12 protein-coding genes are annotated in these 15,527 nt (G+C 36.2%); 10 read left to right on the forward strand and 2 right to left on the reverse strand.

All coding sequences use genetic code 11. The features are described from left to right. The first annotated feature begins 204 nt into the window (after window positions 1-204). Window positions 205-1,107 (forward strand): arginase, encoded by a 903-nt coding sequence (gene rocF, locus B9N79_RS17475; RefSeq protein ID WP_019393744.1) that lies wholly within the window; start codon window positions 205-207, stop codon window positions 1,105-1,107. A gap of 59 nt (window positions 1,108-1,166) precedes the next feature. Here rocF (B9N79_RS17475) and B9N79_RS17480 read toward each other — a convergent pair whose 3' ends face one another. Further along, entirely contained in the window at window positions 1,167-2,372 is a 1,206-nt protein-coding gene (locus B9N79_RS17480) for an ornithine--oxo-acid transaminase (RefSeq protein WP_019393743.1), read from the reverse strand. Between the two features lie 303 nt (window positions 2,373-2,675). Between B9N79_RS17480 and B9N79_RS17485 the strand changes: the two genes are divergently transcribed. The 3 genes from B9N79_RS17485 to B9N79_RS17495 all read left to right on the forward strand — a co-directional run bounded on the left by B9N79_RS17485 (window position 2,676) and on the right by B9N79_RS17495 (window position 6,914). Beyond that, window positions 2,676-4,085, forward strand: coding sequence for a sigma-54 interaction domain-containing protein (locus tag B9N79_RS17485; RefSeq protein ID WP_040057111.1), 1,410 nt, complete (start codon window positions 2,676-2,678; stop codon window positions 4,083-4,085). Window positions 4,086-4,280: 195 nt separating this feature from the next. Continuing rightward, window positions 4,281-5,219, forward strand: a complete 939-nt coding sequence (gene rocF, locus B9N79_RS17490; protein ID WP_040057110.1) for an arginase — start codon at window positions 4,281-4,283, stop codon at window positions 5,217-5,219. Between the two features lie 258 nt (window positions 5,220-5,477). Further along, on the forward strand, window positions 5,478-6,914 hold the full coding sequence (locus B9N79_RS17495) for an amino acid permease (protein WP_040057109.1): 1,437 nt from the start codon (window positions 5,478-5,480) through the stop codon (window positions 6,912-6,914). A 28-nt stretch (window positions 6,915-6,942) separates the two neighbouring features. Here the strand turns inward: B9N79_RS17495 and recQ are convergent, their stop codons facing one another. After that, the gene (recQ, locus tag B9N79_RS17500; RefSeq protein WP_197064166.1) at window positions 6,943-9,075 is read right to left on the reverse strand and encodes a DNA helicase RecQ; all 2,133 of its coding nucleotides are present in this window, start codon (window positions 9,073-9,075) and stop codon (window positions 6,943-6,945) included. 256 nt (window positions 9,076-9,331) lie between these two features. Between recQ and treP the strand changes: the two genes are divergently transcribed. The 6 genes from treP to B9N79_RS17525 all read left to right on the forward strand — a co-directional run bounded on the left by treP (window position 9,332) and on the right by B9N79_RS17525 (window position 15,495). Further along, on the forward strand, window positions 9,332-10,768 hold the full coding sequence (gene treP, locus B9N79_RS17505) for a PTS system trehalose-specific EIIBC component (protein ID WP_019393738.1): 1,437 nt from the start codon (window positions 9,332-9,334) through the stop codon (window positions 10,766-10,768). Between the two features lie 30 nt (window positions 10,769-10,798). Continuing rightward, window positions 10,799-12,460 carry an alpha,alpha-phosphotrehalase gene (gene treC / locus B9N79_RS17510; protein ID WP_046216727.1) on the forward strand — a complete coding sequence of 554 codons (1,662 nt, stop codon included), beginning with the start codon at window positions 10,799-10,801 and terminating at the stop codon, window positions 12,458-12,460. 56 nt (window positions 12,461-12,516) lie between these two features. Then, a complete protein-coding gene (gene treR, locus B9N79_RS17515) occupies window positions 12,517-13,233 on the forward strand; it encodes a trehalose operon repressor (protein WP_019393736.1) in 717 nt (238 codons plus the stop codon). A 79-nt stretch (window positions 13,234-13,312) separates the two neighbouring features. Beyond that, entirely contained in the window at window positions 13,313-13,537 is a 225-nt protein-coding gene (locus B9N79_RS25865; protein ID WP_046216728.1) for a hypothetical protein, read from the forward strand. Then, on the forward strand, window positions 13,534-13,752 hold the full coding sequence (locus B9N79_RS17520; protein ID WP_046216729.1) for a YrvL family regulatory protein: 219 nt from the start codon (window positions 13,534-13,536) through the stop codon (window positions 13,750-13,752). The genes B9N79_RS25865 and B9N79_RS17520 overlap by 4 nt, the downstream gene beginning before the upstream one ends. A gap of 306 nt (window positions 13,753-14,058) precedes the next feature. Then, window positions 14,059-15,495, forward strand: a complete 1,437-nt coding sequence (locus B9N79_RS17525) for an amino acid permease (RefSeq protein ID WP_019393734.1) — start codon at window positions 14,059-14,061, stop codon at window positions 15,493-15,495. Window positions 15,496-15,527: the final 32 nt, after the last annotated feature.

Raw genomic sequence — 15,527 nt, forward strand, 5'->3', positions numbered from 1 at the left:
ATTACGATCTTCCAGTCATCGTAATGTGGGGTTTTTTAATGTCTTGAAAATATACACTATAGAAGATTAGCGTTGATAGATGAGACGTTTAGAAGCGAAGGAAACCAAGGAAGATAACCGTGTATAAAACGTTAAAAAAGAGGTGTAGAGTCACTTTTTGTAAACGGTTGCAATATAGATGAATTACAGAAGGGGGAGAGAATAATGAAACAGAAGATTTCCATTATTGGTGTGCCGATGGACCTTGGTCAAATGAGGCGAGGAGTTGATATGGGACCTAGCGCAGTCAGGTATGCAGACTTAAATGAAAGACTAAAAAATTTAAATTATGATGTTACTGATGAAGGAGATATCAAAACTGAAATTAAAGAAAGGGCAGATCTTCATGCTCATACATCTTTAAAAAATCTAGAAGCTGTAGTAAAGGGAAATGAGCGACTAAGTACAAAAGTAAGGGAAGTAGTGGAAAAAGGAAACTTTCCTCTCGTGATTGGGGGGGATCATAGTATAGCAATTGGTACGCTTGCAGGACTAGGAAAACGGGCTAACAATCTAGGGGTAATTTGGTATGATGCACATGGAGACTTAAATACACTTGAAACCTCTCCTTCAGGGAATATTCATGGAATGCCGCTTGCAGTTAGTTTAGGAATAGGGCATGAAAAACTAACGAATATAGGCGGATATATGCCAAAGCTAAAACCGGAAAATGTAGTAATAATAGGGGCTCGCTCTCTAGATGATGGAGAGAAAGAATTAATACGTAATAAGGGAATTAAAGTTTATACAATGCATGAAATTGATCGATTAGGAATGACTAAAGTAATGGAGGAGACTATCTCTTATTTAAAGAAACGTACAGATCAAGTTCATCTTTCTCTTGATTTGGATGGTTTAGATCCAAGGGAAGCTCCTGGAGTTGGTACTCCTGTTGTTGGAGGGATTAGTTATAGAGAAAGTCATTTGGCAATGGAAATGCTTGCAGAAGCAGAATTTATTACCTCAGCTGAATTTGTAGAGATAAATCCAATACTTGATGACTCCAACAAAACTGCCGAAGTTGCGGTTGCTTTAATCGGTTCTTTACTAGGAGAAAAGCTTCTTTAACAAGAAAGAACTCTCTAGGTTTAGAGAGTTCTTTCTTGTTAAGGGAAGATCGTTATTTTCTAATTAGAAAGTACAGAGTGAATTTTACGAATAGCCCAATCCAAATCTTCTTCGGAAATAATAAGCGGGGGTGCAAAGCGAATGACAGTATTATGGGTTTCTTTACAAAGAAGTCCTTCTTCTTTCAAACGTTCACAATAAGGACGAGCAGGTGTTGTCAATTCTACACCAATAAAAAGACCGCGTCCTCGAATTTCCTTAATAACAGAGCTGTTAATTTTCTTGAGTTGTTCTTTAAAATATTCACCTAATCTAAAAGAGCGTTCTGCTAAATGTTCCTCTTCTAACACTTGGAGAGAAGCTAATGAAACGGAACAAGCTAGAGGGTTTCCGCCAAATGTCGAACCGTGTGAACCAGGATTAAAAACACCTAGAATATCTTTGTTTGCCACAACACAAGATATAGGAAAAACCCCACCTCCCAATGCTTTACCTAGGATAAGCATATCAGGTTCTACATCTTCCCAATCGCATGCAAACATTTTACCAGTACGAGCTAAACCAACTTGAATTTCGTCTGCAATAAATAAAACATTTTCTTTTTTACATATGTTTGCTGCTGCTTTTAAAAACCCTTCTGGAGGTAAAACAATACCAGCCTCACCTTGAATCGGTTCAATGAGAAAAGCAACTGTGTTTGGTGTAATAGCTTTTTGTAAAGCTTCCAGGTCACCGTAAGGAATTCGCTTTATTCCAGGAAGTAGTGGACCAAAGCCTCGCTTATATTCTTCCTCAGATGAAAGAGAAACAGCTGACATTGTTCTTCCGTGAAAATTTCCATCACACGCGATAATTTCTGCTTTATTTTCTTGAATCTGTTTGTTTGTATATCCCCATCGTCTTGCAGCTTTAATAGCTGTTTCAACAGCTTCTGCACCTGTGTTCATTGGGAGAGCCATCTCTTTTTTCGTCAGTTTACAAATTTTTTCGTACCAAGGGCCAAGTTGATCGCTATGAAAAGCACGAGATGTGAGTGTTACACGATCTGCTTGTTTTTTTAACGCATCAATAATTTTTGGATGACGATGCCCTTGGTTAACAGCTGAATAAGCGCTAAGCATATCCATATAACGATTCCCTTCAGGGTCTTTTACCCATACTCCTTCAGCTTCTGAGATAACAATTGGAAGAGGGTGATAATTGTTTGCTCCATATGCTTCTGTTTGGTTAATAATTTCTTCAGAGTGACTGTATTTTAAGTTCATTGTAAAGCCTCCTAATTTATTCTTAATCATGTGATAGATCCTGTTTATTCGAGCTATAAGAACTTTTGTACTTCTGTCTACTTTATGATGCAAGAACTGTGCCAACTATTTTTGTGCAGTAAGGATAGGGTTGCTCTAAACATATAGAGATAAAAAGCAAAAAAATTAAGCGTTTATGCAGAAAAGTGAGCATTAAAATTTGGCATTTTCTTTTATCTCGTCAGAAATATCATAAAAAATTTTGCGTATTGAAATTGTTTCTGATTAAATAAAAACAAGCAGTGTAAAAAGGAGAGAACTTAAATGTATGAAGAGAATGTAGAATATTTAGAATATTTAAAGCGAACTTATGAGCGAATTATGGATGAACTAGATGTGGGATTACATGTTGTAAATAAAGATGGTAAAACCATTTTATATAACAAAAAGATGATGGAAATGGAATATATGAAAAGTGAAGATGTGTTGGATAAAGATTTACTTGAAGTGTTTATGTTTAAAAAAGGTCAACAAAGTACACTTCTTAGAGCATTAGAGGCAGGGGAAGAAACAAAAAATGAAAAGCAAACGTACTTCAACAACAAAGGGAAAGAAGTAACAACGGTCAATAATACATTTCCTATCGTAGAAAAAAATGAGATTCAAGGAGCGGTAGAAATTGCCCGGGATATTACCAAAATTGAGAGATTAGTAAGAGAGAATATAAAGAGAAAGAAAGAAAGTAAATTTACTTTTGAGAACATCATTGGGAAAAGTCCAGCTATTCAAGATGTAATTGAAAGTGCTAAACGAGCAACGCGTACCTCGTCTTACGTACTGATTGTAGGAGAAACAGGAACAGGCAAAGAACTTTTTGCTCAAGGAATCCATTACGAGAGCAATCGTGCATCACGTCCTTTTATTTCTCAAAATTGTGCTGCTCTTCCAGATAATTTGATTGAAAGCTTGCTTTTTGGTACAAAACGAGGTGCTTTTACCGGAGCTGCTGATCATGCGGGATTATTTCAACAAGCAGAAGGAGGGACATTGCTTCTCGATGAGATTAATTCTTTAAATATTCATCTTCAAGCTAAGCTGTTGCGTGTTTTGCAAGAAAAGAAGGTGAAGAGAATAGGAGATACGAAGGAAACGTCTGTTGATGTAAGAATTATTGCACATATTAACGAAGATCCAATTGATGCTATTGCAAACAAGCATTTACGAAAAGATCTATATTATCGTTTAGGAGTTGTGACTCTTTTTATTCCACCGTTACGTGAAAGAAAAGAAGATATTTCGCTTCTTGCTCGGCATTTTATCCTAAAATATAATAAGCTTTTTCAGATGGACGTTCAAAACATAAGTGAAGATGTTTTACAACTATTTTTATCTTATGAATGGCCCGGTAATGTAAGGGAGCTAGAGCATGTTATTGAGGCTGCCATGAATATTATGGGGGATGAAGAGGAGAGGATTGAACGTTATCATCTACCTATGCAATATAGAACAAAATGGGAAGCGCGTGAAGAAGTAGAAGAGAAAGATCCTTCGTTTAAAATGAAGGCTTTTCAAACTCTTTCTCTGAAAGATCAAATGAAATCATTTGAGAGATATTGTATTGTCCATGCTTTAAGAGAAAACAATTTTAAAATCTCAAAAACAGCTCATATGCTAGGTTTAAGTCGTCAAAGTTTACAATATCGAATGAAGAGGTTAAATATTGAGAAAGAATGAAAGGAAAAAATGTGAGTATACAGTTGTTTTTCTTATAATCTATAACTAAAAAGCTCTCCTGAAAAGCAGAATAACAGGCTAAAAAGAAAAATGTTCGATAATTTAAATATGTATAAATAATCAAAAAATTGTCGAGTTGAGTCATTTACCCTTTATCACTTACACTAAAAGATAAGAAACGAGAGGGGGAGAAACATGAAAAGGGAAATTTCGATTATTGGAGCACCAATGGATTTAGGTCAAGCAAGAAGAGGGGTAGATATGGGCCCAAGCGCAATTAGATGTGCAGGCTTAAGTGAAAGACTACAACGTTTAGGATACGAAGTATATGATGAGGGAGATATTGAAATTGAAATTAGAGAAAGAGCAAAATCAACGTCATCTACTCACTTGAAAAACTTAGAGGCTGTTGCAGAAGGAAATCAACGGCTGTGTACAAAAGTTCAAGAAGTCATTAGTTTAGGGCGTTTTCCACTTGTTGTTGGTGGGGATCATAGCATTGCAATTGGAACGCTTGCAGGTGTATCAAAACGTGCTGAAAATTTGGGCGTGATTTGGTATGACGCACATGGAGATTTAAATACAGCTGAAACATCACCATCAGGAAATATCCACGGTATGCCGCTTGCTGTAAGTTTAGGAATGGGTCATCCGCTTCTAACAAACATCGGTGGATACCTTCCAAAAGTAAAGCCAGAAAACATCGTTATCATTGGCGCTCGTTCTCTTGATATAGGAGAAAAAGAATTAATAAGAGAAAAAGGAATTCGCGTATATACAATGCATGAGATTGATCGTTTAGGAATGACAAAGGTAATGGAGGAAGCGATTTCATACTTGAAAGAAAGAACAGATCATGTTCACCTTTCACTTGATTTAGATGGACTTGATCCAAAAGAAGCACCTGGTGTTGGAACACCTGTTGTTGGTGGAATTAGCTATAGAGAAAGTCATCTTGCTATGGAAATGTTAGCAGAAGCTAATTTTATTACATCTGCTGAATTTGTCGAAATTAATCCTATTTTAGATGACCTTAATCGAACAGCTGAAGTCGCTGTCGCATTAGTTGGGTCTCTTTTAGGAGAAAACTTGCTCTTTGAACAAAAGAACTTGCTCACATTAACTTCTTCTTGATAAAGACTAAAAGATTAAGTGAAAAGAAAACAAGATAACCAATCTCCTGTTAATTTTTAATTGCAGTGATGATTGGTCTCTTTTTTAGTAAGGAATGCCAAGTTTTTTGGCAGGATAATTAAAAATTTGGCATTTATATTAATCTGAATACTCGTTTAACTAGGGATGTTTATATGGCATAAAACTTGCACTATATATTTAACAAGTAAAAGATAGCTTACTCACTTGATCAGGGATAGAAAACGAAGGGGTGTTTCTATGGGAAGAGAAAAAGAGCAACAATATGAATTAAAGAGGACAATGAATTCCAGGCACTTGTTTATGATTTCTTTAGGTGGGTGTATTGGGACAGGCTTCTTTATTGGGTCAGGATATACGATTTATGAAGCTGGTTCAACAGGAGCCATTTTTGCATACTTAGTTGGTGGATTTATTATGTACTTAACCCTGCTTTGTCTAGGTGAACTTTCTGTTGCAATGCCTGTGTCAGGATCATTCCAAACATATGCAACAAAATTTATCGGATCTGGAACAGGATTTGCTATTGGGTGGCTCTATTGGTTAGGATGGGCTGTAACGATTGCTTTAGAGTTTTTGTCGGCTGGACAGCTTATGCAAAGGTGGCTTCCGGGTTCACCTGTTTGGATGTGGTGTATCATTTTTGCTGCTCTTATGTTTTTCTTAAATGCTCTTTCTGCAAAAGCTTTTGGTGAAACAGAGTTTATCTTTTCAAGTATTAAGATCCTTGCCATTATTTTATTTATTGGAGTTGGCGGAGCTGCTATGTTTGGTTTGATTGAAATGAATGACGGTCAAGCTGCTCCCTTTTTCTCTCATTTTACAACTGATGGTCTTCTCCCGAACGGGGTAACAGCTCTTCTTATTACAATGATTAGTGTTAATTTCTCATTTCAAGGAACAGAACTAATTGGTATTGCAGCAGGGGAAAGTGAAAATCCTGAAAAAACAATTCCTCGTTCCATTCGTCAAACGGTTTGGAGAACACTTTTTTTCTTTGTACTTTCTGTATTTGTTCTCGCAGGTGTTATCCCAAGGACGGAAGCAGGAGTTTCTGAGAGCCCTTTCGTTGTTGTTTTAGACCGCATTGGTGTCCCGTATTCAGCTGATATTATGAATTTTGTTATTTTAATTGCTCTTTTATCAGTAGCCAATTCAGGCATGTATGCTGCAACACGTATGTTGTATTCTTTGTCACGGGAAGGAATGGCAAGCCCTCGTTTAGGAAAAGTAAACAAGCGGGGCGTTCCAATTAACGCTTTGCTTATTACACTCGCTATATCAGGTCTTTCATTATTATCAGGAGTATTTGCTGCTGAGACGGTTTTTGTTTGGTTGCTTTCATTAGCAGGACTAGGTGCTCAGATTGGGTGGATTGCCATTACGGCTTCTTTGCTTGGCTTTAGAAAAAAATACATTAGTCAAGGTGGGAAAATAGAAGATTTAAAGTTTAAAGCACCACTTTATCCCATTTTACCTGCTGTGGCTCTAATTGCAAACTGTATTGTTATGGCAAGTTTGGCCTTTGATGCTGAACAGCGTATGGCCCTATATTGGGGAGGAGGATTTTATATTTGTTGTTACCTTGTTTATCATCTTAGAGTGAAGAAAAACCACCACATTAAAACATACGAACAAGAACTTCAGCTTAATGAAGGAAAAAAGATGGTCATGTAAAAAAGCAGCTCGCATAGGAGCTGCTTTTTTATAATTTATGTTTGCATAGTACAGATTGGATCATAAAATATTCAATTGATGCTGGAAGTTCTTCTTTAATTGGTTTTAATCGCTCTGTTCCCACTTTTTCAATAGCCGTTAAAATGGCTTCTTCTTGCTCACCTGTGAAAATTTTACCCCATTCCATTGGATAGCCTTCTTCTACAGCTCGCAAAATGTGTTTTTCAACCGTTTGCTGGGTCATAGAACGCTCTTTTGCAATTGTTTTAGTATCATGCCCTTGTTGAAAAAGATCATATGAAACAACATAACTTTTTTGATCTCCTGTTTCTTGTTTAGAAGATGAAGTATCTGATAGCTTTTGGATTGGAGTAATATTATTTTCTAATACAAAAGCTGAAATAGCCTCTAAAAACGGCTGACCGTAACGTTCAAACTTAATTTCGCCCACTCCATTCATATTCAGAAAGGCTCCTTTTGTTGTTGGATAATAGCGACTAAAATCTTTAAGAGTTCCATCTGCAAAAATTAAATATGGTGGATAGCCTTTTTCATCAGCTATTTCTTTTCGCAATGTTCGCAAACGCTCAAATAATTGTTCATCTATCATTTGCTCTGGAGCTGTTTTTGTTTCAATCTCACGTTTCCATACCGTTTCTTTTCCTTGTAAAAGGGAGTATCCTTTTTCGCCGATATAAACGGTCGGATATTGGTGGTTTGTAAGTAAAAGGTACTTTTCAGCTAACAAATAATGAATAAGGGAAGAAATTTGTTTTTCGGTTTTCTCTTTCATCAGTCCGTAGGTTGACAAAGTTTGAAAGTTAAACTGGAGAATTTTCTTGTTTTTAGAGCCTTTCAACACTTGAGCAACTAATGTAACACCGAAGCGTTCTTTCATCCGTTTCACACAAGAAAGAATCATGAGCGCTTCTTTTGTAATATCAATTTTTTCTCCCGTATCAAGGCAATTTGAACATTTGCCACATGTGCTCTGATCTTCTTTTCCTTGAAAATAAGAAAGAATATAGCTCTGCAAGCATTGCTCTGTATGACAATATTGAACAATTGTTTGTAAGTTCTCATATTCTTGTTGTTGTCGTTCTGCTGATGTAGATTGTTCAATAAGAAATTTCTGGACACTCACATCTTGAGAATGAAAGAGAAGAATACATTCGCTTTCTTCTCCATCACGGCCAGCGCGTCCTGCTTCTTGATAGTAATTTTCAATATTTTTAGGCATGTTGTAGTGAATGACATATCGAACATTAGATTTGTCGATTCCCATTCCAAATGCATTTGTCGCAACAATTACTTGACAGTTGTCATAAATAAAATCATTTTGAGCCTCTTGTCGCTCAACGTCTGAAAGACCAGCATGATAAGCTCGAGCTTTAATTCCTTTTTTAGTTAATAATGTTGAGAGTTGGTCACAGAGTTTGCGAGAAGCAACATAAATAATCCCTACCTCTTTTTGATGATTTTCAATGTACTGTAGAAGGTATTTTTGCTTATCAACTCCACGCAGAACTTGAAACGATAAATTTTCTCGTGCAAAGCCTGTTACATAGGTATCTTCTTTTTCAATAGAAAGAAGAGTACATATATCGTTCATTACTTCTTCTGTAGCAGTTGCTGTTAAAGCTGCTACAACAACATTTTGAGGAAGAGAAAAAATACGGTTTACAATAGACCGATAGCTTGGACGGAAATCATGACCCCATTTTGAAATACAGTGAGCTTCATCAAAAGCAATAAATGTTAAAGGGAGCTTCTCAAGCCATGTTACAAATTCTAAAGACTCAAACCGTTCTGGTGCCACATATACAATTTTATAAATGCCGTTTTCAATTTCCCACATTATATCTGATATTTCTTCATGTGAAAGAGAACTATTTAAAAATGTAGCAGGGATATGAATAGAGTTTAAAGAGTCTACCTGATCTTTCATGAGGGAAATTAATGGGGAAATAACGAGGGTAATTCCTTCAAAAAGAAGAGCCGGAATTTGATAACAAATTGATTTCCCACCGCCAGTTGGCATAATACCGAGCGTATTTCGTTTTTCGAGGATGCTCGTAATCACTCCTTCCTGTCCAGGACGAAATGTTTCATATCCAAAGTGTTTTAATAGCATACTTTCTGCGTTTTTCAATTCTACCAAAATAATCACCAGCCTAATCTAAAAACATATGATGGATAGATTAAAATTCATAATCTACTATTCGTATTTTATTATACATGAAGAAAGAAGAGGAAGAAAATGAAAGCCGTTTATTTATAGTTGACGAGACATGTATATACAAGGTAAAATAACAATGTAACTTGTATATACATGTTTTTGTTTTTATTGAATTTTATTAAAAAGGGAATTAAATGATTGATTTGTAAGCGTTAACAAATAAGGGGGCGTTTCCATAGTGAACAGAGCATCTGTAGAACAGATTGTCCATGCTTTAGGAGGAAAAGAAAATATTTTAACAGCAACACATTGTGTCACACGTTTACGACTTGTGTTAAAAGATGAGAGTAAAGTAAATCATGAAGATCTAAATAATATAGATCTTGTTAGAGGATCTTTCTCAACAAATGGACAATTTCAAGTTGTTATTGGACAGGGAACAGTTGATAAAGTGTACAAGGAATTTGTAAACATTACAGGTGTTGGAGAATCTTCAAAAGAAGAAGTGAAAGATGAAGCATCTAAAAAAATGAATCCGCTTCAACGTGCTGTCAAAGCTCTTGCTGACATCTTTATTCCGATTCTTCCAGCTATCGTAACCGCAGGTCTTTTAATGGGGATTAATAACATATTAACAAATCCAAATATCTTTTTTGATAGCAAATCTGTTGTTGATGTATACCCACAATGGGGAGACTTTGCAAATATTATTAATTTAATTGCTAATACAGCCTTTACCTTCTTGCCTGGATTAATCGGTTGGTCAGCGGTGACAAAATTTGGGGGGAGTCCGATATTAGGAATTGTTCTCGGATTGATGCTTGTCCACCCAGATCTTTTAAACGCGTGGGGATATGGAGAAGCGCAAACTAAAGGTGATATTGCAACATGGAACTTATTTGGTCTTGAAATTGAGAAAGTTGGTTACCAAGGGCAAGTTCTGCCTGTGTTAGTAGCTTCGTACGTTCTTGCTAAAATTGAAAAATTCTTAAGAAAAAGAATACCAGATGCGATTCAGCTGTTAGTGGTAGCTCCAGTAGCTCTTTTAGTAACAGGGTTCTTATCCTTTATTATCATTGGTCCAATCACAATGAATCTTGGTGGTCTTATTACAGACGGAGTTGTTTATTTATTTGATAAAGCTCCAATTGTTGGAGGACTTGTATACGGAGGGCTTTATGCGCCGCTTGTTATTACAGGAATGCATCATACGTTTTTAGCAGTTGATCTTCAGCTTATTGGTACAATTGGCGGAACTTTCTTGTGGCCTATGCTTGCTCTTTCTAATATTGCACAAGGATCAGCGGCTCTTGCGATGATGCTTGTTACAAAAAATGAAAAAGTCAAAGGCCTTGCAGGTGCTTCATCTCTTTCTGCTTACTTAGGTGTTACAGAACCAGCCATGTTTGGCGTCAATTTACGTTTCCGCTATCCTTTTATTGCGGCAATTATCGGTTCTGCTATTGGAGGAATAGTGTTAGCAACAAATCTTGTTAAAGCTTCATCTGTTGGAGTTGGAGGTTTACCAGCCTTTTTCTCTATTATTCCATCATTTTGGCCTGTCTTTTTCATAGGAATGGGCATAAGCATTGTTGTTCCGTTTTTATTAACCCTTGTAATGGGGAAATTCGCAAATCGAAAAGAAGTGGAAGTAAAACGTTCTATAAGCCAATAAAGAGATAAAAAGAGGAGAGGATAAAAGGTTATGAAATATGAATGGTGGAGAAAGGCCGTCGTTTATCAAATCTACCCTAAAAGTTTTTATGATACAGAAGGAACAGGAGTTGGCGATCTTAAAGGGGTTACAAAAAAGCTTGATTACTTAAAAACATTAGGTGTTGATGTTATTTGGCTAACCCCAATTTATGAATCACCTCAAAACGATAACGGTTACGATATTAGTGATTATTATAAGATTTATGAACCTTATGGAACAATGGAAGATTTCGAAGACCTTCTTTTTCAAGCGCATGAAAAAGGATTAAAAATTGTTATGGATATTGTTGTTAATCATACATCAACAGCCCATAAATGGTTCAAAGAAGCAAAGAAAGGTCCCTCTAACCCTTACCGAGATTTCTATATTTGGAAAGAAGGAAAAGAAGGGGGGCCACCAACGAACTGGAAATCCAAGTTTGGTGGATCTGCATGGGAATATGACGAAGATAGCAACCAATATTATTTGCACCTTTATGATGTTACCCAAGCTGATTTAAACTGGGAAAATGAAAAGGTACGCCAAGAAGTTTATAAAATGATGAACTTCTGGTTCCAAAAAGGTGTGGATGGTTTCCGTCTTGATGTTATTAATGTGATTTCAAAAGATCAGCGCTTTTTAGATGATGATAATGGAGATGGACGTAAATATTATACAGATGGTCCGCGTGTTCATGAATATATGAATGAAATGAATAGAACGGTATTTTCAAAATATAACGTAATGACAGTTGGGGAAATGTCATCAACAGCTCCAGAGGAATGTGTAAAGTATACAAATCCGGAAAGACAGGAGCTGAATATGACCTTCAACTTTCATCATTTGAAAGTAGATTATAAAGACGGTGAGAAATGGAGCAACGCACCATTTGATTTCTTACAGCTCAAAGAAATCCTCTCACACTGGCAAGAATATATGGACAAAGGGGACGGCTGGAATGCACTTTTTTGGTGCAACCATGACCAGCCGCGAGTTGTCTCCCGCTATGGAAATGATCAAGAATATCATAAAGAATCAGCAAAAATGCTCGCAACTGTTGTTCATATGATGAAAGGAACACCATACATTTATCAAGGTGAAGAGATTGGAATGACAAATCCCTATTTTAGTGATATTAAACAATATCGCGATGTTGAATCACTGAATATGTTTAAAGAAAAAAAGGAAGAAGGATGGTCAGAGGAAGAAATTCTAGCCATTTTAAAGCAAAAGTCTCGGGATAACTCGAGAACACCAATGCAGTGGAATGGTGATGAGCATGGTGGTTTTACGACAGGAACACCATGGATTTCACTTGCTCCGAACTATGAACATATTAATGTGAAAGAAGCGTTAGAAGATGAAGAGTCCATTTTTTATCACTATCGAAAATTGATAGACCTTCGAAAAACGTACAATATAATTACAGAAGGAGATTATAAGCTATTATTACGAAAAGATGAACGAATTTTTGCGTATACACGTAATACAGAAGAAGAACAGCTTGTTGTACTCAATAACTTTTATAGTGAAGACCAATCATTTTCTTTACCTGAAAGTGTGATAGAAAATGGTGAGCTTCTGTTAGGAAACTACAATGATGCTCCTTCATTACAAAGAACGATAACGTTACGACCTTATGAATCAGTTATTTATCTTTCGAAAAAGTAATAATAGCTATTGCCATATGTAATGAACAACAATTACACTTTATAATGGTGATGAAAATGAAAGAAAATAAATATATGAGTATATATCAAAATATTGTACAGGACGTGAAAAGAGGGGAGTACAAGCCAGGTGACAAACTTCCCTCAGAGCACGAACTTGCCGAGCATTATAAAACATCAAGAGAAACAATTCGTAAATCGCTAAACTTGTTAGCTCAAAACGGCTATATCCAAAAGATTCGCGGAAAGGGATCCATTGTTCTGGATATGACACAATTTAACCTCCCTATTTCAGGCCTTGTTAGCTTTAAAGAGCTTTCTAAAGAGATGAGTAATCCACCTAAAACAAAAGTAAACGAGCTTACGGAAATGGAAGGGAACGCATTTTTAGAGAAAGTGTTAGAACTCTCGCCAGGAGAGAAGGTGTGGCAAGTTGTCCGCTCACGAAATTTTGATGGGGAAAATGTTATTTTAGACAAAGATTACTTCAAACAAAGTATTGTTGAGCAATTGACAGTTGAGATTTGTAAGAACTCTATTTACGAGTATTTAGAGAAAGACTTAGGGTTGATTATCAGTTTTGCTAAAAAAGAATTTGTTGTGGAAAAATGCACAGAAGAAGACTACGCATATTTAGATTTAAAAGGATATGACCACGTTGTTGTTGTGCGCAACTACGTTTATCTTGAAGATGCGACTCTTTTTCAATACACGGAATCAAGACATCGCCTTGATAAATTTCAGTTCGTCGATTTCGCCAGAAGAGAAAAATAAGACACGGCATACAGCCGTGTCTTATTTTTATTGTGAAGAAAGAAGAATGAGGATTAAAATAATGGTTAGGAGGGAAACTATGAAGAGAAATTCAAAAAGCGTAGGAAGCCATATCATTGCTATAACTTTAATTGTACTTCTCGTCTTATTTTCAGTTAGTGTCATTTTCTTTGGTGTTTTATTTGGAACAGTTGGTTTTTTTCATATTTCAAAGTCGAGTTATGACTCTATTTGGTCTATTTGCTTATTTATTTTACTTCTTTCTTTTGTAAGTGGATTTCTAGAGCTTTTGAGTATCTATTGAAGATTATAGTAACAGGGATCTCTGCACAGTTTAAAGTAACCGTTCTTTTAAAGTATGGAGTAGAACTTCTCTTTCTTTATGGATCTCTTTCCATTGTAGACGACTGGATGGAGAGTATATCGCTATCTTCGTATAGTAAACTATTTTTCGCTATTTTACTTCTTATCATAGGGCATATTGATTCTTTACAAAACAAGAAGCATAAAAATAAATGAAGAGTCATGAATAGATTAAATTTCTAGTTCGTTAGCCCCTTAATAAAAATTCGCTTGTTATGTATAATGATGTAATTATTGTGAAAGAAGAAAAAGTGGAGTGCCGGTGGAAAATGTGCTGTACTGCCTTTTTACCGGCTATTTGTGATGAGAAAAAAACCAAGTGTAAAATTATTCAAATAAACTAATATTCAGTCTATTTATTTACCTCTAGAACTTCTCTTTCAAGTTCAGTAGAATAGAGAAATGAGCTTATTTTATGTATAACCTATTCATTATTTTGAATATGGTTAAAGGAGTGTTTTAATGAGTAATAATGAACAACAAAATAATGGCTTACAAAGAACAATGAAAGCCCGACACTTGTTTATGATCTCCTTAGGAGGCTGTATTGGAACAGGCTTCTTTTTAGGGTCAGGATATACAATTAACCAAGCAGGTTCACTAGGTGCGGTTTTATCATACTTAGTAGGTGGACTTGTAATGTACTTAACCCTTGTTTGTTTAGGTGAGTTGTCTGTTGCAATGCCTGAATCGGGATCATTCCAGACATATGCTACAAAATTTATTGGTCCTGCAACGGGATTTGCGATTGGCTGGCTATACTGGTTAGGTTGGGGTGTAACGGTTGCCCTAGAGTTTTTATCATCAGGTCAGCTTATGCAACGATGGTTTCCAGATTCGCCAATTTGGATGTGGTGTTTAATCTTTACTATAGTTGTCTTTTTACTAAATGCTTTATCAGCAAAGGCATTTGGGGAATCTGAATTTGTCTTTTCGAGTATTAAGATATTAGCTATTTTATTATTTATTATTGTCGGCGGAGCCGCAATGTTTGGGCTTGTAGACATGAAAGGTGGAGAAAGCGCGCCGTTTTTCTCTCACTTTGTTAGCGACGGTCTTTTTCCAAATGGCGTAACGGCTCTTCTTATTACGATGATTAGCGTAAACTTTTCGTTCCAAGGAACAGAGCTTATCGGGATTGCGGCAGGAGAGAGTGAAAATCCTGAAAAAACAATTCCAAAATCTATTCGACAAACGGTATGGAGAACGCTTTTCTTCTTTGTTCTTTCTGTAGTTATCGTAGCAGGGGTATTACCAAGAGAGCAGGCGGGCGTTGTTGAAAGTCCGTTCGTGGCTGTGTTAGATAAAGTTGGAGTACCGTATGCAGCAGATATTATGAACTTTGTAATTTTAATTGCACTTTTATCTGTTGCAAACTCAGGTCTTTATGCAGCAACTCGTATTCTTTATTCGCTTTCTAAAGAAGGAATGGCAAGCCCTTCAATTGCTAAAGTAAATAAAAAAGGGATTCCAATGAATGCGTTGCTGATTACACTTGCTGTAGCACTCTTATCGCTTCTTTCAAGCGTTTTTGCAGCAGAAACCGTATTTGTTTGGCTTCTGTCACTTGCAGGATTAGGAGCGCAAATTGGTTGGATTGCCATTACCTGGTCACATCTAGCATTTAGAAAGAAATATGTGCAACAAGGCGGAAAAGTAGAAGATTTAAAGTTCAAAACTCCGCTTTATCCATTTTTACCTGCAGTGGCTTTAATTGCAAATCTTATCGTTATGGCAAGCATGGCGTTTGATGGAGAACAACGATTAGCTCTTTATTGGGGAGGCGGCTTTTTCATTGCTTGTTATATTTACTACTTTATTCGAGTAAAAGGCAAGCGAGAAGGAAAAGAGTTTAAACAAGAAGTAGAGCTAAAAGAAGGAAAACGAATGATGATGTAACACAAAAGGAGCGAGTTCTCGTATGAGAAATC

Source organism: Priestia filamentosa, from assembly GCF_900177535.1.
GTDB lineage: Bacteria > Bacillota > Bacilli > Bacillales > Bacillaceae_H > Bacillus_I > Bacillus_I filamentosa.